The sequence below is a fragment of the Asaia sp. VD9 genome (assembly GCF_037150015.1).
In the GTDB taxonomy this organism is placed as follows: Bacteria; Pseudomonadota; Alphaproteobacteria; order Acetobacterales; family Acetobacteraceae; genus Asaia.
In genome coordinates this window covers 36,568-58,546 of the sequence record NZ_JBBCQM010000011.1, presented here as the reverse complement: position 1 = coordinate 58,546, position 21,979 = coordinate 36,568, and the positions used below count along the sequence as shown (strand labels likewise).

The 21,979-nt window shown below is 56.5% G+C and carries 18 protein-coding genes; 13 read left to right on the top strand and 5 right to left on the bottom strand.

The annotated features are described in order from the left end of the window. The first annotated feature begins 153 nt into the window (after positions 1 to 153). On the top strand, positions 154 to 1,164 hold the full coding sequence (gene fliM, locus WFJ47_RS13135; RefSeq protein ID WP_336763581.1) for a flagellar motor switch protein FliM: 1,011 nt from the start codon (positions 154 to 156) through the stop codon (positions 1,162 to 1,164). Positions 1,165 to 1,215: 51 nt separating this feature from the next. Further along, a complete protein-coding gene (locus WFJ47_RS13130; RefSeq protein ID WP_336763579.1) occupies positions 1,216 to 1,818 on the top strand; it encodes a DUF6468 domain-containing protein in 603 nt (200 codons plus the stop codon). Positions 1,819 to 2,413: 595 nt separating this feature from the next. Here WFJ47_RS13130 and WFJ47_RS13125 read toward each other — a convergent pair. From WFJ47_RS13125 to WFJ47_RS13115, 3 genes are read right to left on the bottom strand one after another with little or no spacing between them, the layout of a single operon-like run. Then, positions 2,414 to 2,821, bottom strand: coding sequence for a hypothetical protein (locus tag WFJ47_RS13125; RefSeq protein ID WP_336763577.1), 408 nt, complete (start codon positions 2,819 to 2,821; stop codon positions 2,414 to 2,416). Beyond that, on the bottom strand, positions 2,818 to 3,144 hold the full coding sequence (locus WFJ47_RS13120) for a rod-binding protein (protein ID WP_336763575.1): 327 nt from the start codon (positions 3,142 to 3,144) through the stop codon (positions 2,818 to 2,820). The genes WFJ47_RS13125 and WFJ47_RS13120 overlap by 4 nt, the downstream gene beginning before the upstream one ends. 10 nt (positions 3,145 to 3,154) lie before the next feature. Beyond that, on the bottom strand, positions 3,155 to 4,246 hold the full coding sequence (locus WFJ47_RS13115; protein WP_336763574.1) for a flagellar basal body P-ring protein FlgI: 1,092 nt from the start codon (positions 4,244 to 4,246) through the stop codon (positions 3,155 to 3,157). 410 nt (positions 4,247 to 4,656) lie between these two features. On the opposite strand from WFJ47_RS13115, the gene WFJ47_RS13110 reads away from it, so the two are divergent. After that, positions 4,657 to 5,499, top strand: coding sequence for a transglycosylase SLT domain-containing protein (locus tag WFJ47_RS13110; protein WP_336763572.1), 843 nt, complete (start codon positions 4,657 to 4,659; stop codon positions 5,497 to 5,499). A 4-nt stretch (positions 5,500 to 5,503) separates the two neighbouring features. Here the strand turns inward: WFJ47_RS13110 and WFJ47_RS13105 are convergent, their stop codons facing one another. Further along, the gene (locus tag WFJ47_RS13105; protein WP_336763570.1) at positions 5,504 to 7,078 is read right to left on the bottom strand and encodes a tetratricopeptide repeat-containing glycosyltransferase family protein; all 1,575 of its coding nucleotides are present in this window, start codon (positions 7,076 to 7,078) and stop codon (positions 5,504 to 5,506) included. Positions 7,079 to 7,464: 386 nt separating this feature from the next. Here WFJ47_RS13105 and flhA point away from each other — a divergent pair, with 386 nt between their 5' ends. The 10 genes from flhA (at position 7,465) to WFJ47_RS13055 (ending at position 20,715) form a co-directional block, all read left to right on the top strand. Further along, complete coding sequence (flhA, locus tag WFJ47_RS13100; RefSeq protein WP_336763653.1) at positions 7,465 to 9,498, top strand: flagellar biosynthesis protein FlhA; 2,034 nt, start codon at positions 7,465 to 7,467, stop codon at positions 9,496 to 9,498. Between the two features lie 271 nt (positions 9,499 to 9,769). After that, positions 9,770 to 11,347 (top strand): methyl-accepting chemotaxis protein, encoded by a 1,578-nt coding sequence (locus tag WFJ47_RS13095; protein WP_336763569.1) that lies wholly within the window; start codon positions 9,770 to 9,772, stop codon positions 11,345 to 11,347. 49 nt (positions 11,348 to 11,396) lie between these two features. Next, entirely contained in the window at positions 11,397 to 13,148 is a 1,752-nt protein-coding gene (locus WFJ47_RS13090) for a DUF1217 domain-containing protein (protein WP_336763567.1), read from the top strand. A gap of 62 nt (positions 13,149 to 13,210) precedes the next feature. Continuing rightward, the gene (locus WFJ47_RS13085; RefSeq protein WP_336763651.1) at positions 13,211 to 14,581 is read left to right on the top strand and encodes a FliI/YscN family ATPase; all 1,371 of its coding nucleotides are present in this window, start codon (positions 13,211 to 13,213) and stop codon (positions 14,579 to 14,581) included. Then, complete coding sequence (locus WFJ47_RS13080) at positions 14,578 to 15,012, top strand: hypothetical protein (protein WP_336763565.1); 435 nt, start codon at positions 14,578 to 14,580, stop codon at positions 15,010 to 15,012. The genes WFJ47_RS13085 and WFJ47_RS13080 overlap by 4 nt, the downstream gene beginning before the upstream one ends. Positions 15,013 to 15,197: 185 nt before the next feature. Continuing rightward, the gene (locus tag WFJ47_RS13075; protein WP_336763563.1) at positions 15,198 to 15,884 is read left to right on the top strand and encodes a hypothetical protein; all 687 of its coding nucleotides are present in this window, start codon (positions 15,198 to 15,200) and stop codon (positions 15,882 to 15,884) included. Between the two features lie 18 nt (positions 15,885 to 15,902). Then, positions 15,903 to 16,964: a flagellar motor protein MotB gene (locus tag WFJ47_RS13070; protein WP_336763561.1), complete on the top strand. Its 1,062-nt coding sequence runs from the start codon at positions 15,903 to 15,905 to the stop codon at positions 16,962 to 16,964. Positions 16,965 to 17,068: 104 nt separating this feature from the next. Beyond that, positions 17,069 to 17,941 (top strand): flagellar motor stator protein MotA, encoded by an 873-nt coding sequence (motA, locus tag WFJ47_RS13065; protein ID WP_127101992.1) that lies wholly within the window; start codon positions 17,069 to 17,071, stop codon positions 17,939 to 17,941. 448 nt (positions 17,942 to 18,389) lie between these two features. Then, the gene (locus WFJ47_RS13060) at positions 18,390 to 19,901 is read left to right on the top strand and encodes a hypothetical protein (protein WP_336763560.1); all 1,512 of its coding nucleotides are present in this window, start codon (positions 18,390 to 18,392) and stop codon (positions 19,899 to 19,901) included. A 43-nt stretch (positions 19,902 to 19,944) separates the two neighbouring features. After that, complete coding sequence (locus WFJ47_RS13055) at positions 19,945 to 20,715, top strand: flagellar hook assembly protein FlgD (RefSeq protein ID WP_127101994.1); 771 nt, start codon at positions 19,945 to 19,947, stop codon at positions 20,713 to 20,715. A gap of 84 nt (positions 20,716 to 20,799) precedes the next feature. Here WFJ47_RS13055 and WFJ47_RS13050 read toward each other — a convergent pair whose 3' ends face one another. Continuing rightward, complete coding sequence (locus WFJ47_RS13050; protein ID WP_336763557.1) at positions 20,800 to 21,588, bottom strand: response regulator transcription factor; 789 nt, start codon at positions 21,586 to 21,588, stop codon at positions 20,800 to 20,802. Positions 21,589 to 21,979 lie beyond the last annotated feature (391 nt).

Sequence of the window (21,979 nt, the reverse complement as noted above, 5' to 3'; positions counted from 1 at the left end):
CCTATATCCAGGTAGAGTCGCGTCATGCCTCCCAGAGAAGATCATATACCGCCCACCCCCGGCTCAGAGAGCGCTGCTTCTACAAGTGACTTCAGCAGCGACTATTTTAATGATGTCCAAAATGATTTTTCACCGGACGAGACATTAAGCGAAATGCTCGATCAGTCCGAGATCGATAACCTTCTTGGAGGCGCATTCAGCGACCTGCCCGAGCGCCACGAGAGTGGCATGGAGCGCGTCATCAGAGCCGGGTTTGTCGCCTATGAGCGCATGCCTATGCTCGAGATCGTTTTGGACCGGCTCGTGAGGCTCCTGACAACGGGCCTCAGAAACTTCACGAATGACAATGTCGAAATCACGATGGAGTATACGCGCTCCATGTGTTTTGGCGATTATGTTAACAGCGTGCCCTCATCCTCGCTCTTCGCAGTGTTCAAAGCTGTGCAGTGGGAAAATTATGGCCTCATCGTCATAGACTCGGCACTCGCCTACTCTATCATCGATATCCTCATGGGGGGGCCGCGCGGCAAGGGACATTCGGGCACCGAGGGTCGGCCTCATACCGCGATAGAACGTACCCTCATAGAAAAACTCATGACGCTCACATTGAGAGAGTTGTCGATCGCATTCAGTCCGGTGTGTCAGGTTGATCTCGTATTCGAGCGGCTTGAAGTGAGTTCGCGGTTTGCGGCCATCGCTCGAGCCTCGAATGCGGTTGTCACATCTAAAATGCATATCGATATGGAAGACAGGACCGGCAATATGGACCTCGTCATTCCCTATGCGACCCTTGAACCCGTGCGCGACCTCCTCTCCCAGCAATTCATGGGGGAGCGGTTTGGGCGCGATTCAGTGTGGGAGAACCATCTGATCTCCGAGATCATGGAGACAGATGCCGAGATATTGGCCGTTCTGGAGGAACAGACCGTCCCTCTTTCCACATTGCTCAAGATGAAGCCAGGCACGCAGCTTGTCTTCCCTCACAAGGTGAAAAATACGCTGCCTGTCACTCTACAATGCAATCAGACCACTCTATTCGAGGGTCATCTTGGTCAGTCCTCAGGAAAGGCGGCCGTCAAGATTGACCACAGGCTTGTCCCGGAAGATAGTCCCCACATTCACAACCCAAGCGACGTACCTTCCGAACCGCAAGCGACGGTCTAATCCCCCGTGAGCGCTAAGGAAAATAAGAAAGTGATGGAGGCTTGAACGTCGATGCTCGCTCAGATCCAGGTGTTCATAGAAGCAGCTCTCTCCGTCCTGCTCCTGCTGGGCATCGCCTATAACTTCCACATAAGCAAAACGCTCTCGGCTCTGAAGAGCGATAGAGCCAGCCTGATCAAACTTATCGAGAAGCTCGAAACCAGTATAAAGAACGCCCATGATGGCGTCGAAAAGCTGCGCGTGGCAGGTCAGGTCAGCGGCCGCCCCTTAAGCCGGACCATCGAGCAGGCTAAGATTGTGGGCGGTGAACTCGATACCCTCGTCGACAAAGCAGACTCGAAGGCCGAGCAACTGAGCGTGCTCACGAGACAGGCCGAGACAAGCGAGCAAGCGCTTGGAAAGCTCCTAGAAGACGCTTCCGATATCAAACTGGATATGCTTCGAAAGATCGAGACACCCATTCTTCACGATGAAGATGATTCGGCCGATAGCGCCGCAGAAACTCCTGAAGCCCAGGCGGAACAACCTCAAACGAGCGATACGCTTTCACGGGTTCCCCATCCTGCGGCCGCCATCTCCTCAAATCTGGACAAGCCGAAGCCCGTTCATCGAAGCGCACGACAGCGCCTGAGCAGTAAATTCCTGGGCGAATAACTCAGCGGGACGATATCACCAGGCGGCGCCACTAACATAACGGGGCTGCGTCGGGCCAGGATCCGCGAGATTAGACCAGGCACTCCAGTCCCAGCCTGACGTATCACGCCTATTCTCGGCGGCCATTTCCGCCACTGAGGGAACGTTTTTTATTGGCACATGCTGATTTTTTACGATAGGCGACGAGTTCAGCAAATAGACGAATGCAACATCCGATCCCATGTATACGCAACCGCACCCAATCGGGTCTGCATATAGATAAACAAGCCCAGTCGGAGACGGACGATAAGTCATAACGCCTGGGGGCAGCGAATTCATCATCGCATAGCGAGCCGTCGTGTTGGCCGGATGAGCAACAAACCCTGCATCCGCTATGCGCTTGCCCATGGTGAGGTACGGCTTGGCTGGTGACTGACAGGACGCCAGTGTCATGAGCGCCGCGAAAGCGCCCCCACTCGACCTCGAGAGCAGCGAGCCAGCTCTGAACAGTGCCAACTTGCGACCCTGACTCCCCCTGGTCCCGTACGCCCTGATCGCGTCTTCCGATTGCGAAGCAGGGCGCGCCCCATCATTGCTAGGTGTCACTTTCCGATTCTCAAATATCGCTACGCAGGGTGAGCGCCTCACTTTGCGCCGTTCGAGCAGCATAGCGGCCGGATGCACTATAGGCTTGCTGCTCCTCGTCCACATGCGGCGCACAGATCAATTTTAGGAACTCGGTCTGCGCGGCAGAAACATGCTCAAGGAGAGCTTGATTCTCCGCAACACGCTGGATCAAATTACTCATCGTCGGTCCTAGAGCCGCCTTGTTTCCATTTTCTCGTTCGAAGCGGAGCAATGCCTCTTCCAGCAGATTGGAGAGCTTCATCTTACGCTCTAGTAGAGCCTCAACCGCTTCCGGCTTACCGGCGCGTAGCTGAGCATTTTCCTCCTCAAGCAAGACCATAAAACGCGAAATAATCTTTTTGACCGCTATCGAACCGTCAGTTCCTGCGCCGTTCATGACCCCGATTGCTCCTGCATCGCTAGTATCTGTCTGTAGACACTCTCCGCGATACCCACACCGCCATTCTTCGCGATCTGCTTACCCATCTCCAGCACCTGCAACGAACGGAACTGCTTCTCGGCTGCCCCCCCACCGAACGCGTTATCGGACACGTCAGCGGTATCGAACATGGGTTGAAGCAACTCCCCCAGCGCGAGGCCCTCGAATGACTCCGCAGTTTCACGCGCCTTGTCGGCGCTTGCGCTACGGGCCTTCCTCTGTGCATCGTCAAGAGCGTCGTTCTGCGCGCCGGGAAGAGGGGAAACCGCTGGAAGCGTCATGCCTATCATCTTATCGTACCTCTAGATCGGCTTGTAGCGCCCCGTCGGCCTTGATCGCCTGCAGGATACTGATCATATCCCGTGGCCCCATACCAAGGGCATTCAAGCCCGCAACCAGACTGGCCAGAGTCGGGCCTTCGCGTAGTATCCCCAGCCGGTGGGAGCTGTCTGTGCTGGCGTCGATTTGTGTGCGCGGCACGATCGCCGTCGTTCCATTGGAAAAGGGCGCAGGCTGGGCAATGAGCGGAGTCTCTGTCACTTGGATCGTCAGGTTTCCCTGAGCGATGGCAACAGTGCTGATACGCACATTATCCCCCATGACGATTGTTCCGCTCGCTTCATCAACAATGACCTTCGCCATTGTGTCTGGTTCGATCATGAGGTCTCCGATCCTATAAAGCAGAGAAGGAGCGTCCCGTCCCGCCATATTCACGGAGATCGTGCGTGGGTCATCCATACGCGCCATACCCCGCCCCAGAGAACGATTGATCGCGTTGACGATCCTGTTTGCAGTCGTGAAGTTCGGATTGCGCAGGGAAAGATGGATCAGTCCGCCACTCCCGAGAACAACCGGAACCTCTCGCTCAACCACGGCCCCGTTGGCGATATGCCCTGTCGTCGGAATATTGCGCGTCGCGGAAGCTGCAGCACCCCCGACGGCGAAGGCGTTCGTAACGAGCGATCCTTGCGCAACGGCGTAGACCTCGCCGTCGGCCGCCTGGAGCGGCGTCACAAGCAGAGTGCCCCCTGCGAGGTCCCGGGCATCACCAACGGCAGAGACGGTCACGTCAATACGACCGCCCCCATGAGAAAACGGAGGGAGGGTCGCCGTGACCATCACAGCGGCAACATCGTGAGTTTGCAGCTGCACTTCGCGATCTCGGATATTCACCCCGAGCCTGTTCAGCATGCTTATGAGGGTCTCACGCGTGAAAATCGTGTTCGTCAATCGATCGCCGGTCCCGCGCAGACCGACAACGAGTCCGTACCCCACAAGCTGGTTATCGCGCACACCCTCATAATCGACGATGTCTTTCACCCGCACGGCCGTCGCATTCGCGACTGGCGCATAGAGCCCGACGCCAATCAATAAGCAGAACATGGGCCCGCAAACGAAGCGACCGATCGTGCCTCCACTATTCCGGAAGCGCATTACATGACCGCGCAGCCCAGCTCGAGTCCTCGCAAGAAACGTGGAACGGAATTTTGTGATCAAGCGGAATACCCTGCACCGTCGACTGCCATCGTTAACGAGGGCCTGTTTGCGGGAGCCTACGATATGGAAGAGTCGCTTTCAACCACAACAAGGTTAATGCTTCGTATCGCAGGGACGTTTGAGATGCTGCCGCAACGCTGCGGAAAATTATGGTTGGCTCAGCCTGCGGTAATCCTGTAACGGAACGCAGGCATCTTTTGTCTGAATGGCCGCTCCGAGTGCGGTGAGTCCTCATCCCATGACCGGCTGCCAATAGGCGGCCTGCCCTCAATTTCGCTGGTAGGCGATCTGGAAGCATGACCGCAGAACAATCCTCCGGTTTAAAAAAAGGCAGTCTGCGCCTCGCTGCGCTGTGTATCGTTATTATTGCGCCTGCCGCACCGGGGCGTGCCCAAAGCTTCCAGGCGGAACAGTGCCGAATCGCATCGAATCAGGCAGAACGCTCACTCCACATTCCTGATGGTTTCCTATACGCGATCAGTCGGGTCGAGAGCGGAAAGACCGATGCGCAGGGACATCTCTCAGCATGGCCATGGACAATCATGGCAAACGGGGTTGGCCATTATTACGATAGCAAGCAAGAGGCCATCACAGCTGCTACGGAGTTCCGCAAGGAAGGTGTCCTGTCAATCGACGTCGGCTGTCTGCAAGTGAACCTGCAACAGCATCCCGATGCTTTCCCGACACTTGACCAGGCATTCGACCCTATGTCGAATGCCCTTTATGCGGGACGTTTCCTCACCCAGATGCACGACAAGATGGGCAGTTGGCCACGTGCCGCCGCGGCTTATCACTCACAGACCCCGGGGCTCGGAACTCCCTATCAGTGGAAAGTGCTCGAGACCTGGGCAATACCAGACGACGAGCAGGTTGCACCCGTAGCGAACCAAAAGCGTCCGCTCCGCGGCACCCCAGTGGCCGTGCCGGAAAAAACACGCAGTCAATCACCGTACGGCGACGCTATCCTCGCAGATGCGGGCGAAGGGTCGCGCCCCGTGGTGAAAGCGTTCCACCCGTTCCAGGGATTTAGTCATTTTACGCAGCCCCCTCTCCACCGGTCCGGGATGAACGGGATGAAGGGACGCAGTCTTGCCTCGTACAGGAGCATGCCAACACAACTGGCACGCCCTACAGGGTGACCCGTCAGGCCGGGCGCATGTCGATCCATAGCCTCAAAGCTTTGGCAACCTCTTCGAGGACAGGCTGAAACGAACGCTGGTTTGAGCGAAAAACCCGCATCGTAGGGTACCAGGGGCTTCCCGTCCCTTCGTCCCCCCATCGCCAACACGCATCCCATCGGCTTATCAACCAGACCGGACATCCCAGTGCGCCCGCCAAATGGACCGGGGATGTGTCGACCGAAATGATCAGGTCGAGACCGCGCATGAGAGCTGCGGTATCGGCCAGATCGCGGACGTCGCCCATGGGATCGTAAATCATTTGGCCGGTCCAGGCCTTCAATTCCTCCCTTGGCGCTCCAAACTGAAGATTAACGAAAATGGCGTCCGCCGGCAAAATCGCGCCCGCCATGTCGTTAAATGAAATTGAACGACGCATGTCCGCGAGCGCGAATTCCGAACGATGGCGTCTTTCGCCTGCCCACACCAACCCGATACGCGGACGCCCGGAAGGCAGTAGCGCGCCCATTCTTTCGCGATCACTCGGGACCTCTGAGAGATAAGGCACCGCAGCGGGAATGTCATGTACGGTCCGCATGCCGGTTATGTAGGGAAGATCGGGGATCGGAGATACGTAGTCATAGGCGCCAGCCTCGCTGATCACGCCAGGCTCAAGCACCGTCATATCAGGGAAAGAATGTCGAAGTAGACGAATGAGGGGCTGTGGGACGGAGATATCAACTCGTGCGCCGCGCGCGGCAAGCGTGGAGGCATGGCGTATGAACTGAAGCGTGTCTCCAAGACCCTGCTCCTGGAAAAGAAGAATGCGCTTGCCCGCAACATCGACTTCCGGGCGTAGCCGCGGCATAGCACGCAGCCACTCCTGCTGCCTGCCGATCTGCAGCTCCCGACCGAAATATACCGGCCACCCCCGTTCGAACTGGCCCGCTTTTATCAGTGTACATGCGTAACCGAAAATTATGGCCTTGCGTCCGGAATCACGCCTCAAAGCCTTTTCATACCAAGGGAGCGCTTCAGTAGAGCGATTGAGCCGCTCAAGAGCACATCCAGCATTATTCAACAAAGAAGCGGTCTCGTCGCCATCCTTGAAAAGGCTTTTCAGGACCTCCAGAGCTTCCGCAGGATATCCCACTTCCAGCAGGGACATACTGATGAACTCGCCTATCTCCGCCTTGTGCTCAGGGTAGGTCGCCATCATACGCGCGAAACTCGCGCACCCTCCCCCCAAATCCCCACGTACAATCTGCAAATGAGCGAGAAATGCTTGCGCGGGAACCTTGTCAGGTTGCAGACGGATGACGTTGCGCAAGAGGATTTCTACAATATCGTACCGCGTCGTAAAGCGCAGGACGAGCGACGCGCCCGCCATGGAAAGCTGCCACTCCTGTTGATGAACAGCGATCGTCTCAAGGATAAGCTTAAGTCCCGCCATACCGTCGCCGGCGCCTAGCAACGCTTCACAGGTTTCAACGAATTTTTCAGGAGCAGGGGGCATGCCGGGGTTTTTCGACCACGCCTCCCCGGTCGACGGTGCATCATCCACCGCTCGCGGAACAAGGCTTTGCGGGTCATGTGTCATGCGATCACCGATCATGTTCGGACTATTGATTGGGCGGGTTCGCGATCAATGAACGCGTAACGCTTAATATCTTGCCTCATCCGCGCGAGTCGAGATACCTCTAGCCTCGAGATTCGGGCGCAAAGCGGAACAATTCGCGCCACATACCCCACAGAACGCTCCGTCTGGGTTTCCTGCATTCAAGAGCAGGCGCCATAACGACGAAGGCTAGGAAAGCGGACATCTTGGATAGCGCAAACGTTTCCCCGGTCGCCCCCCCCCCCCCCAACCGCCCCTACTCTGGCGGAAAAACAGCCGCACGCCTCCTTTCATCTCTCTCGGGTCAGGTTAACCGCGCTTCGCAATCAGTTCGCGACGGCAGTTACAAAACGTCCTGGCGCAGGGCTATTCCGGGCACCGATGTCGGTCTCGCCATCGGCGTGCTCCTGCTTCTTTCGATCCTGATCATCCCACTTCCAACCTTCATCCTCGATCTTGGCCTGTCGCTGTCGATCACCTCCAGCGTACTCGTTCTGATGGTCTCTCTGTTCCTCGAACGCCCGATCGAGTTCACCTCTTTTCCCACTCTGCTTCTGTTGACGACGCTGCTCAGGCTCTCTCTTGAAATCGCCACGACACGCCTGATTCTGAGCCATGGAAGTGAGGGGACTTACGCAGCGGGCCACGTCGTTGCGGCATTCGGTGGTTTCTTGATGGGGGGCGATGTCGTGATCGGCGGCATCGTGTTCAGTATCCTTCTCGTCGTGAATTTCATGGTGATCACGAAAGGGTCCGGGCGTATTGCCGAGGTGGCGGCGCGCTTCTTTCTGGACTCGATGCCGGGAAAGCAGATGGCCATCGACGCGGAGCTCTCGTCGGGTGCCATCAACGACAAGGTCGCTCGGCTGAAACGCAAGGAACTCGAGGATGAGAGTTCGTTCTACGGTGCCATGGATGGCGCCGCAAAATTCGTGCGAGGAGACGCGATTGCCGCGCTCATCATCACAGCCATCAACATCGTGGGGGGGCTCGCCATCGGTGTTCTCCGCTACGGCATGCCGATCGGTGATGCGGCGAGCACGTTCACCACACTCACGGTAGGTGATGGTCTCGTCTCACAAATCCCGGCCCTGCTCGTTTCAACGGCTTCTGGTATCGTCGTCACGAAAGGCGGCACCTCCGGCTCTGCGGACGTCACCCTTGTCCGTCAGCTCGGCGGAAATCCCAAGCCTATGGCCATGGCCGCGGTACTATCCGGCTGTTTCGCACTCATGCCCGGCCTGCCTGCATTTCCGTTTCTGACCATTGGCGCGCTCGCCGGAGCTGCCGCATGGTGGCGTTGGAAAGTTCCGGCGTCCGATGACGCGGAAGCAGAGGTGAGCGATACCGCTCCCCCCCCCTCCGCCACCCCTATTTCCGAAGTCCTCAAGTTGGACCTTCTGCGCCTGGAGCTTGGTTTCGGGCTTCTTCCCATGACCAACGGGGAAAACGCGCAGCTCACCGAGCAGATCAAGGCGCTGAGAAGAACCATCGCCTCCGAAATGGGATTCATCACACCGCCTATCCGGATACAGGACAATATCGTCCTCCCATCCGATCGCTACGTGATCAAGCTCAAAGAGATTACGATCGGCTCAGGGGAAGTGCGCCCCGGTCGTCTTATGGCGATGACACCGTCGGGAGGCACGCCGGACCTTGAGGGCGAGAGAACGACCGAACCTGCTTTCGGTCTTCCGGCGGTGTGGATCGCTCCTGCGCTGAAGCCCAAAGCCATGGCTCTGAAATGTACCGTTGTCGATCCTGCGAGCGTGCTTGTTACGCATCTGAGCGAACTTGTGAGACAAAACCTGCCTGACCTGCTCACATACGTCGCCACGCAGAGCCTGTTGGATGAACTGCCCCGAGATCAGCAGAAGCTCGTAGGCGACCTGATCCCTTCTCAGGTAACCCTGAGTACGGTTCAACGGGTTTTGCAGTCCCTGCTGGCGGAGCGCGTCTCGATACGTGACCTGCCGACAATCCTAGAGAGCATCCAGGAAGGCAATGGCCTAGGTCTGCGCGGGATCCAGGCATTGACGGGCCACGTTCGTATCCGTCTTTCACGACAGATCTGCAGCGGATTGGAGGGTCCAGCGGGATATATTCCCATGATCACGCTTTCTCCCGAATGGGAGAATGATTTCGCCAACCATATCGCCGGACAGGGAGACGAACGGCGCCTGGCCATGCCGCCCTCGATGCTCAATCGCTTCGTGCTCAAGCTGCGCGATGCCTTCAATGCAGTGTCCACGAGCGGTGAAGTACCCGTCATCGTGGTCTCTTCTGCGGTCCGTGACCCCATGCGCTCCATCGTCGAGCGTGTCCGCCCGGCGGTGCCCGTATTATCGCAGGCCGAAATCTATCCTCGCGCGCGGATCAAGACGGTGGAAACTATCTCCTAGTTTCGCTTCCTTAAAATTTTCACAGCTGAAATCGAAGCGAACAGGTGCCTAGTAGCGGGGAGGTTCCGGACTGACGACTGCTGCGCGTCCTGTCGACGAAATTGGCTGCCGATTAGCCGAAACGTTCCGTGCATCGCATTGTGCGCCGCATCACTTGATGATTGACAATAGCAACAAACAGTCCTCTCTTCGCTTTCCTCCAAAGTTCAGTCGGTACCGCGCGCGTCATGACGCATGGGAGACATAGAAAGAAAAAGCGAGGAGTCTCGACATGACCGGAACCCTTCTTACCGATTTCAATCGCAAGCAGGACTTCATCGGCATGAATGAGAGCGACGCCGCGGCGTTGCGCTCGATGGCCGAACTCATAAGGAACGAGCTTCCGACAGCACTCGATGGTCTTTATCGTAAAATTCGTGAAACGCCTCAGACACAGGGCTTTTTCGGCGACGACGCCCACATGGCGCGTGCAAAACAGGCACAACTTGATCACTGGCAGCGTATCGCCGGGGCCAGATTCGACGAAGATTATGTCGCGCACGTACAGAGGATAGGTGCGGCTCATGCCCGGATCGGTTTGAATCCAAGCCTTTATATTGGAGCCTATGGTCAGGTCCTCGTCCCCCTTATCCGCGCGGTCATCGAGGAAAGCGTCTCCAAAGGACTTACGAGCAGATTTTTTCCGTCAAACGCGAAGAAGGTTTCTGCGCGGATAGAGAGTCTCATCAAGGCTGTCTTGCTTGAGATCGATCTGACAATTTCGTCCTATATGGCGGGTGTCGATGAGGCCCGCGCGCGACTGCAGGAAGAGCAAGAACGACGCGCTCAGGAAGATCGCTCGACTGTCACAGCCCTCGGAGAGGCCTTGAGTGCCCTGGCCAACGGGGACCTCTCTCGCCGGATTGCCGATGGCGTCATACCGGATAGGCTCGATGCCCTCAGGCAGCACTTCAATAAGGCTGCCACAACGCTCGAGCAGACGATACGCGATATCAGTGCTGAGGCGGCCCATGTGGGGACCAATGCCAGCGAGATAGGTCATGGTGCCGACCAACTCTCCAGCCGCACCGAGCAACAGGCGGCCGCGGGTGAGGAAATGTCCGCCGCACTTGGGCAAATCGCTGAACGCGTCAAGCAGACCGCCATGGAGACGCGCAAAACCGAGCAAATGGTCATCGTCGCCCGGCGTGAGGCCGAGCATGCTGATGCCATCAAAAATGACACCATCGCAGCGATGACCGCCATCGAGACCTCGTCTCAGGAAATCGGCGGGATCATCACAATTATCAACGAGATCGCGTTCCAAACCAATCTACTCGCGCTGAATGCAAGCGTGGAGGCTGCCCGAGCAGGTGACGTTGGGCGTGGATTTGCCGTTGTCGCAAACGAGGTCCGCGCCCTCTCCCAGCGTTCGCGCGAAGCTGCTGAAGCAATTGGCAGGTTGATCGCGCAGTCGGCCGGCAATGTGCGGCTCGGCGTGACCAAAGTGCGGGAGGCCGGTCTCGCACTGCAAAAGGTAATGGAGCAAATCCGTGAAATAAGCAGCGCCGTCACAGTCATTGCCACCTCCGCCCAAGGCCAATCCCAGAGCCTGACCGAACTCGACGTCGCCATGAGTGGGCTGGAGGAGACAACCATGAAAAACGCCGCTGCGGCCGAGGAGAGCGCCGATGCGGTACGAAGCCTCATCGATACCGCGAGCTCGCTCAGCCAGCTCGTCAGACGTTTCGTCATCGCGGGGGAAATTGACGGCGCGGCCACGAGAAAAAATTCTCGCACACTACCCACCCTGGAATCGCCACCTGAGTGCGAAGGAAGGCGCAGGGACATTCTGGAAACCTCTTCGTAACCTTCTCGGGATAAACTTCGTCACGAACCGGGGAGTTGGAGAGACTGATATGGCCATAACCAACATATCGCCTGTCGCCAGCTATCTCTCCGCTCTGAAAGACGAAGATCTCGCGGCATCCAATTACGCGAAGAGCGATGTTGCGACAAAACAGGCCGTTGCTGCCTTCGAGAAGAAAGCGCCGGCGATCACCTCAGCAGACGCCCTTCTAAAGGATTACTCATCTCTCAAGGTTGTGCTCGGCGCCTTCGGCATGGGGAATTACGCCAATGCAACCGCACTGATCAAGGACCTCCTCACCCAGGATCCCAGCTCCAGCACGTCTCTGGCGCGCAAATCTCAGAACGCAACCTGGCTGGCCTTTGCCGATGCCTTCAAGGTGTGGGGTCAGAACAAGGGGAGCACGGCAGACACAACGTTTATTGCTGGTTCCGGCTCGACGGCGCTGAGCACGACCTATAAACCAACGACGACGCTCACCATGAGCGCCACCCTTCCCTCGGCAGCGTCAACCGGCCAGATCTATACGTCCCCCTCGGTCACCGCGCATGACGATCTCTCCGGAGCCCATCAGGTCGCGCTCAAATGGACACAGAGCAGCTCTGATCCATTAAGCTGGAATGTCTCCGCCTATGATGCGGATGGCAACGCCTTGGTCGCGAATAACGAATTCAATGTTGTTTTCAATAGCAACGGTACGCTCGCTTCAGCCAGCAACGTGTTCACGGGCGCTAGCATCGCCTCGGGAGCCTCTGGGCAAGCCGTATTGCTCCCCATTACTTTGAATGACGCAAATGGCAAGGGACAGGCCATCTCGATTTCCTTGGGATCGCTCGGGGGTGGGACGGGTGTGACGATGGCGGAAAACAGCTATCAAGCGACGAGTTCGAGCCAGTCGGTCCTGCTTCAGAACGTGGACTCTTCTAGTACCTCCCTGACGATGCCCTCTGCAACGCTCGGCACTATCTCTGGAACTGACCAAACCTACGTCACCGCCCCGTTCGACCCAAACCAAGCCTCTGATGACGCGAATAACGTGACACTCGGTCGCACCTATCTATCGGTCAAATGGGCGCAGGACAGCAGTGATCCCGGAACATGGAATGCATATGTTGTTGATCCCTACGGCTCGACAGTCAACAGCACCCTTGTCTCTGTCGGGTTTGACGCATCGGGAAATCTGCTCAAGGTGAACGGGCAGTATACGCATGATATCCCCTCGCTCAAAGCAACCGTAAATGGAGTGCAGTATAGTGTAGCGTTACAGCCCCCCAACCTTTCTCAAACCGCGCAGGCGCCTCAAACGGTCTTGACGAGTGACAGCACGATAGCAAGCACCGTCGATGGCGTATCGATCGACCAAATCATCTCGAATTACGAGAAGCAGCAATATGAGTCGAACGATGCGAATACGGACAACGGGGTAGGTAATGCCCTGTATTTCACGCGTAAAATGAGCAGTGTGACCTCGATCAATCAGCTTATGTCAGATACCAAGCTGTTGCAGGTCGTGGAGACTGTGTCCGGGTATGATCCATCGACATTCGGCGCGCTCAGCTATAACCAACAATTGCGTATGCTCACCAAGAAGGTCGACTTCTCAAAATTGAAGACGCCTGAGCAGATCCAAAAATATGCCGAACAATATCTGACACTTCTTCAGATCACCCCCCAACCCGTTGATAAGCCTGCAGACATGCTTGACTTATTCGGTGGCGACAACTCCAAGTCCGGCATCTTGGCCCTTTTCGATGACAATGACAGCTCATCGTCCTCAAGCGTCTATTCCGGCCTGTTTTGAGCGCGCAATCCGCCTTATTTTCTGAAGCATGGCTCGGCTCCCTCGCTTCACGTCTTGAGACCATAAAACACGCTGTTGAGACACCCCTCGATGACGTGCCCGTTGCCACGCTGGAAGGATCCGTCACTGCAGTGACCGGTCTTTCAGTATCTTTGTCCGGGATGACAGGATTCACTGGTGTTGGAGATCGGGTAACGCTCCTCGCCCTGGATGAAAGCGAGGTTGTCGCCGAGATCGTTGGCTTTCGCAACAGCGAGGCCATCGCCATGCCGTTTGGGCCATTGGACGGGATCGGCGCCGGCTGTCGTGCTCTGTTCCCTTTACCTCCTTATGAGACGCGAAAGGGGCGTTCTGGGGCGTTCTTGACGGTCAGCGACGATCTCATTGGGCGCGTCATCGATCCGATGGGGAGACCAATTGACGGCAAGCAGCCGCTATCCCCCAACGGAACGCCGTGCAATGTTCGCGCCAAGCCGCCTGAGGCGGCAATGCGCGCGCGCCTCGGGCCGCGTGTAAGTCTCGGCATTTCTGCGCTAGATTTGTTTGCCACATGCCGGGAAGGTCAGCGGCTAGGGCTTTTCGCAGGTTCAGGGGTTGGAAAATCAACCCTGATGGGCATGCTCGCACGCAACAGCAACTGCGATGTTGCGGTGATCGCGCTCGTAGGTGAACGCGGGCGTGAGGTACGCGAGTTTCTCGAGGACGATCTTGGTTCAGAAGGGTTGTCCAAAGCCGTCGTCGTTATCGCCACGTCCGACTCTCCTCCTCTCATGAGACGGGAGGCGGCTTACACGGCGACGACCATAGCCGAATATTTTTGCGACCAAGGCAAATCCGTTCTTATCCTCATGGATAGCGTCACGCGGTTTTGCCATGCTCTGCGTGAGATCGGCCTTTCCAGTGGCGAACCTCCAGCAACAAGAGGATATCCCCCGAGCGTTTTCGCGGAGCTGCCGAAGCTCCTTGAGCGGGCAGGACCGGGCCTCCCCGCGCCCAATCGAAAGACGGGACAGATCACGGCGATCTATTCAGTGTTGGTGGAAGGTGATGATCACAATGAGCCCGTTGCAGACGCCGTTCGTGGCATACTCGACGGCCATGTTGTTATGGACCGACGCATTGCGGAGGCGGGGCGTTACCCGGCAATAAATGTCCTCAAGTCCCTCTCGCGCACGGCATCGGGTTGCAATAACGCAGAGGAAATTGCCCTCACACGCGAAGCGCGAGCGACATTGGCCGTATGGGACGACATTCAGGACATCGTGCAACTCGGCGCCTACCGCGAGGGGAGCGATGCCAAATCCGACCGCGCGGTTCGGCTCGCTCCTGATATAGAGTCTCTTCTGCAGCAAGATCGCGCCGAGGTCAGAGCGCTTTCCGACAGCTTTCTTGCCCTCAAAAATCTCATAGCGGCCTATGGGGGCCCGCAATGACGCGGCGCCTGCGTGCGCTCGCATCCCTCGTCAAACTCAGGGAACGCGAGAAACAGGCGGCGAAGACAGGTCTCATCGCGATGCGCAGGCTCGAAAGCGAAGCTACGGCAAGCGTGGCTTATGCCACCGAAACACTTGCTCTGGAGCGTCAGATAGCCTCTGAGGGCAACGCAACAATGGAGGACTTCAGGGCCTGGTTTCCGGCCGGGCTTGAAAGGCTCGCAACCGCAGAGGAGGCAGAACGCGCAGCAGTGGTGCAAACCGAGCGAGCCAAAAACGTTGCCTTGCAAGCGGCGCTCGAATGCAAGGCAACAGAGACGCTCTTCCGGCGTCGAGAAAAAGAGCGTAATGATTCTCACGTACGCCGTGAGCAGGCGGAGCTCGATGAGTTATCATTACGGGCCCGGCAGTTCCGCGGCTTACGTGTTTGACAAGATTGTTTTAACGCTCGGGGAAGCCGCGTTTTGTCACGCGCAATAACCTGTTCATTCCAGCCTGCTATGACAGCGGTGCATCCTTATTTTCAGTAGCTATCAGGAACGTTATGGAAGAGACACAGAACGCCAAGATATTCATCGCGACGCCCTGCTTCGGGGGGCTCGTTACGCAGGAATACATGGAGTCGATCATTGCTTGCACGAGCATCATTCGCATACCAATGACCCTGTCTTTATTGGGTGATGATGCGATGGTTAGCCGCGCGCGCAACACGCTTGTCCATCAATTCTACACCCGTTCCGATGCGACGCATCTCCTCTTCGTTGACGCGGATATCGGGTTTCCGGCGGAAGCGCCTGCACGACTGCTCGCAGCGGACAAGGACGTCATCGCGGGAATGTATCCGATCAAGGAGCGCTTCTGGGACAAGGGAACGCAGGAAAACCTCAACCGCGGCGAGAAGATGGAAACTGCGTCTTTGCGCTACGTGGGTGAAACAGATGCGATGCACGCGTCCTGGGAAAAAGGGCCGCTTTTCAGGACCCATTACGCTGGAACCGGCTTCATGATGATCAGCCGCAAGGCGATTGCCGCAATGATCAAACATCACCCGGAAACCGCCTATAAGCGCATCGACGCTGCTGGCTCCGGTGACGGCGCGATGTGTTACGCCTTATTCGACGGAAGCATCGACCAGGAAACAGGCACCTACCTGAGTGAGGATTTCACGTTCTGCAAACGTTGGCGGGATTTGGGAGGTGAGGTCTGGCTGGACACTTCGATCGCCCTCAACCATGCTGGACGAGCGGGATTTGAGGGGACCCCTTCTTCGCGTCTTGGCATGTTGCATCTAAAGGGACGATAACGGAAACGCAGGGCGCTCATGGCCAAAAAGAACCGACCGACTGTCATCATCCGCAAATCCGCGGATGACGGCCATGAAGCCCATCACGGCGGCGCTTGGAAAATCGCTTACGCTGATTTCATGACTGCAATGATGGCGTTCTTTCTGGTCATGTGGCTGCTGAACGCGACGACCGACGAACAGCGTCGCGGGATTGCACAGTATTTTAACCCTCTGGCCGATGAGAAATCGGCAGTTCCGCCTGAGAAGATCGTTGACACCCCTCCCGCTCCCATGATGGGCGGCAGCAGCTTCGATCGCCTGGAAGATGATGCCAACATGGATACGGCGGGACCAGTGCCGGTCCCATACGTAGGCCATGGTGCTTCGTCACCAATCGACGCGGTACCGGCAATCCGTCATCAGACGGAACACGAATCACTCCCAGTTCAGGCAGCAATCGTACCGATTGGCGGCCCAGAAAGCGGCTCACGTCAAGACAAGCCGGGACCAGTGGGCTCCGAAGCAGCGAAAGCCGAGCAAAAAAGCCTGGGCGAAATGACGGGCAAGTTGGAAAAAGCGCTGAAGGATGGCAGCGAAACAAGCGCCTATTCCGACAATCTCTCGATATCCTATGGGAGAAACGAGGTCAGGATCGAACTCCATGACACGCGGAATGTGCCCATGTTCGATCTTGGTGCCTCGAGCCCAAACAAGGCGGGCCGCGCGATGCTCACCGAGATAGCCAAATGGCTCGCCCCAATGCCAGAGCGTATCTCAATTGTAGGATACACTGATGGCGCCCCCTACAAAGGTAAGGTTTCGGGCGCGATGTCGAACTGGACACTCTCTGCATTGAGAGCCGACCAATCTCGTGAAATCCTGGTCAAGGCAGGGTATCCCGATACCCGACTTCTCGACGTTTCAGGGGGAGCCGACCGTGAGCTTGCGGTACAGGCAACACCCTCTGCGGCTGCCAATCGTCGTGTTGTGATCATTATGCATCGCCTTCACCCAAATATGGACTCACCATCTCCCGAGCCCCGCAATAGTGGGGAGGCGAGTCAAAAAAACCTAGATAATCCCCCTAGCCCGAAATAAATTATCGATCGCCTACGGCGGCGCTCCTCGCAGACACCATTATTTAAGCCCTATCTTTTTCGACCTACAAATTCCCAGATCAGACTCAGAATTGGAACTGCAAGATGCTTTTCATCGGGGGGCTCGTTTTTTCCCTGCTCTGCGTATTTGGCTCATTCGCAGCCTCCGGCGGCGTACTCGGCCCCCTTCTCGCATCCATGCCATTTGAGCTATTGACAATCCTTGGATCCGCGCTCGGCATATTCGTGATGTCGAATTCTCTCGGCGCTCTCAAGGAACTGCCGCATAATTTCAAGCTCGCCTTGAAAGGCCCGCAATACGACAAGGCCGCATATATTGGTCTCTTGGTTATCCTTTTCCGCCTAACGCGCCTCGCCCAGTCCAAAGGGCCTATGGCGCTTGAGGAGCACGTCGAAAATCCCGAGGAAAGTGGTATTTTCGCGCTTTCACCACAGGTGCGTGACGATGAGGAGACGCGGAATCTGATTTGCGATTATCTGCGTCTCGTCAGTCTCAACCTCGAAGACGCCTATCAGCTCGATGATGTGATGGCTCGCGAACTGCGCAAGAACCAGGAAGAGAAACTTCATATCTCGGAATGCCTTACCAGCATCGCCGACGCTCTCCCTGCACTCGGCATCGTCGCGGCGGTGCTGGGCGTGATCAAGACCATGGCCTCCATCAGCAAACCACCCGCGATCCTGGGTGAGATGATCTCCGGGGCGCTCGTTGGTACCTTCCTTGGAGTCCTTTTATCCTACGGTGTGGTTGCACCGCTTGCATCCAGGATCAAGGCCGTAATCGTGCAGGACAGCCGCTATCAGAACATCATCAAAACGGTGCTCGTCGCTCATCTCCAAGGGAATCCCCCTCAGGTCAGCGCCGAGATTGGACGTAAAGAGATCCCGCCGGAAGCAATGCCAAGCTTTTTCGAATTAGACACGGCGCTCTCAGAGTCTCAGGCCGTCGCCTCGTGATTCGCACGCAACACCGGCCTTCGGAGGCTCCCCAATGAAACTCAGAGAAAGCCATTCCCGCTCAGTCGGTAACGAACGCGCTTCGACAATGAGCTCCCTTGGCCTCGCGAGCCGCGTAACGTCGGGCGCCCAGGTGATCGCCGAACCAGGTAGCTACAAGCCCGCCTTCAGGAACGAGCTTTCCGCAGCGGCACATCAAAGACAAGCAACCCCGGAACACCCCAAGAGAATCCCTTCGGGTCGGAGCGATGTGACGAGTTCAGGTTTTTCCGACTCAAGCGCACGCCTCCCGATTTCATCGGGTGCCCAAATTGTCTCTTCACAGGCTATGACGAAGCCGCTTCATAGACCAATTCCGGCGGCGAATGCGGAAAGCACAGACGCCACGAGCTCTCAAGTCAAGGACGGATCGGGATCTCCAGGCCTTCAGGGGGCTTATCTGATTCCGATGAATTTCGCCGTCCTGACCTCAAACGGCACGCCAGGTTCGACATCTTCAGAATTGGTAGCGAGCCCTGCTGACCAAGACAAACCGGGGATCGAAGGAAGCACGATAGTACCGGGCGCGGGCTCCACGGCGACCGCAACTATGAGTGGCTTTATCGCGCTTTCGAGCGCAGGGTCCGCCCCGGCACAGAAGAATTTGGACTCAAATCCCGACGACGGCAATTCCTTCGTATCGACGTCTACAGCAATCACCCCCCTCCCCGCCGGAGAGAAGTTGCCCTTCAATTCCGCCAGCGCGCTTTCACAGCCAGACACCGCGCCAAGGTCAATCCGCTCCGCCGCTTACACGACCGCATCATCAGCGCTTGCAGGCGGAGCCGGAGCCTATCTCATCGGGACCAATACGGGTCACGTTGAGATATCGAACAGATTGGCTTCGAGCGCAGTCCTTCTAAGCAGTCCGGGCGTAACGATCACCCGACTTGCCGCGAATATAACGAGCGGTGCCTCAGTCACTTCATCTATCGAAACTTTTGACGGCAGCAGGTCGCTTTCGACAACTCAGATCACCGATGAACAGTCATCCGCGCAGCCAGCTCAAGACCAAACTCACGAAGGGCTGGCAAACGCATCGCCCTCTGCCGCGCCGCTCCTGCAGATAACGAGCCCAACGCCTCGCTTTGATTCTCTCATCAAGGGTGTCCGTGAGCTGGATGATAGTCCGCAGGCGGGTGCAGGAGCATCGGGCGTCGCGTCCGGCCAGGAGATTGCTCAGAACGCAGATGCGACACAGAGCGGATCTACGACTGGCGGCGGCCTAGGTAGCGGCGCATCATCTGGAGACGGGGACGCATCATCCGACGAGCGCAACGAAATCGGTGGTTCACCTCAACCGTTGATGACGCAGCTTGCAAACTCGATTGGCAGTCTACACAGCGAGTTCGCATCGCTGCTCGCCGATCGACAGAGCGATCTGAGTGACCGAAGCCTATCCGATACAGTCAAGTCAGGGGGAAGAACTGATCCGTCTTTAGGAACCGATCAATCGTCTGGCCCTTCACAGGATATGACCGCTCTCTCTATGACGATACAGACAGCGGACTCGAGCCCGATCCATCTGAGCCTCGAGAGCGAGAATGGCCTAGCAACCCGTATTATCCTTCAAAGTGACGACGATGTCACAGCGCAGAACCTCAACAAAAATAGACACGATCTGGTCGCGGCATTGACCTCAGCCGGAATCGATACGAGCACGATCAAGATAGACATTGTGGCTCCCGGGTCTGCCGGCTCCAATACACAAACGCATGACCACCAGTCTCAGAGCGGCATGACCTTCTTCGCGCAAGGGCAAGGATTCGCGGGTGGAGGGCAGAATTCCAATCCTGGCTATAAACCGCAACTCAGCATCCCGGATGTCATGGACCGCGACGCAACAACCGAGACCTACGCGTCAACCCGAAACAACGGCCCTGCGATGGGCCGAGACGGCCGACTAAACATAACGGCGTAACGCCAATCGAGAACTATACACTATTCTGGAAAGGGCAAACTACGTGGCAACCTCATCGATCAGCAATCAGACCGCACTTATCCAAGCGGCGGAGGCCACTGCAAAAGCCTCTGCCAATGCGACGACGTCCGGCACATCCTCGAGTTCCAGCGCCGCGCTCGGCCTGTCGTCTTTGGCCAATAACTACACGACCTTCCTCACCCTTTTGACGACCCAGTTGCAGCATCAAGATCCCAGCAGTCCGATGAGTTCGGACTCCTTTACGTCTGAACTGGTACAGTTCGCAGGGGTGGAGCAGCAGGTTCAGACCAACACGAATCTCTCCTCTCTTATTTCACTTAATGAAAGTAGCCAGCTCAGCTCTGGCAGCCAATGGGTCGGTCAGACGGCAACAGCCAAAACTACGACCTTGCCTCTGCAAAGTGGCGCGGCATCTCTGAGCTTCACCGCCACGCAGGGCCAGAACGTCGCAATTGCTGTCAGTGATTCGAGCGGAAAGATCGTAAAAACCGAGACAGGAACGTCCGTCTCTGGCACCAATAACTGGACGTGGGACGGTACAGACAATTCCGGCAACAAGCTTGCCGACGGCGCATACAGCGTAGCAGTCAAGACCATCGATTCGACTGGGACCACGTCCGATTTGCCATTCACCATCAAGGGCATCGTCACAGGTGTTACGAAAGGCAGCTCTGACCTTGAGATCCAAATGGGCGCTGCGACCATTCCCCTCTCGAATATCACCAATTTCAGCGGAAAAACATCGACAACGGCCGCGGATGATACCAGCACCTCCAGCGCTGCGGAGAGCTGAGAGACGGCATAGGCATTCCGGTGTTTACCGGAATGCCTCAATGAAGCAGAGCGTTTACTTCAGGATGCAGCTATTTCCGACAGTTCAGCCCCTGGCGCGTTCGGGCGGGAGTATCGCATTCAGCATGTGAATTCCCCCCATCACCGGCAGGCATGTCTCTTTGGATACCGATCGCACCTGCAAATCTTCCTTGGGCAAGGTCAGAGTGACGGGCATGAAAGCGGCCTCATTAAGTCGGTAGCCGATACCCCATTGCGTTGTGAATGGCTCGGCGATACCGAGTGCGCGGATCTTCTTCCTTATTTTGCAGATCATCACGTCAATGACCTTGCCGAAAGGCTCGTCCTCACCACTATAAAGACTGTCCAGGAGGACCTCTTTACTTAAGACTTGGTTCTTCCGCATCGCCAGAAGCGCGAGAAGATCATATTCTTTGCGCGTCAAAGGCACGACCGTATTATCGATATGGACCTCGCGTCTTTCAACGCCAACGGACAACCGTCCAATCTGTAGCGTGGGGCTGTCATGCCCGCCAGCACGCCGCATGACCGCGCGAAGTCTGGCCAAAATGACCGTGTGATCGGTATCCTCGCTCAGGCAATCATCGGCACCAGCGGAAAGTAATTCAACCTCCCCTTCTACCGATGCCATCTTGCGGAATACGACAACCGGCAGCGCAATTTTCCCTTTGCGCAATTGTCGGATCATGCGCGTGTCAGACGCTGCCTGCTGCAAAACAACCACGTCGAAATGCGATCGACGTAGAGTTTCCACAACCCCTGAGGAATCATTGACGATGATCGAGAGCGAACCCGCGATAGCAGCTTTTGCAAGCTCAACACTAGGTCGGCTGAAACCTGAGCTCTCAGCCACACATAATATGCGCATTTATTATCCACCAATAATTCACAAAAGTTCGCGTTGAGTTTTTTGCGACCAGAAATATGATCATGTATTTGTTGTTTACTGCCGGTAACGAAAATTAATTTTTCTCTAAGTTCTATTTACTTACAACACCCCGCATTTCGCCTCATCTTACAACGCAAAAACTGATGCGACCATCCGACAGTGACAAAACATGGCCGCTTTCTGCCGATTTTCTCGAGGTGTTGCAAACTGGCATCGTCAATTCGTCAAGGATCGTTAACGATCCTCCCGGACCTTGCGCATAAATAGGAAATATTTCGCAAAAAATATCTGCTCGACGAAAAAAAACGTGCTAATCCAACGTCTAGGAGCCACCGGACTGCTCTGCAAACGATTC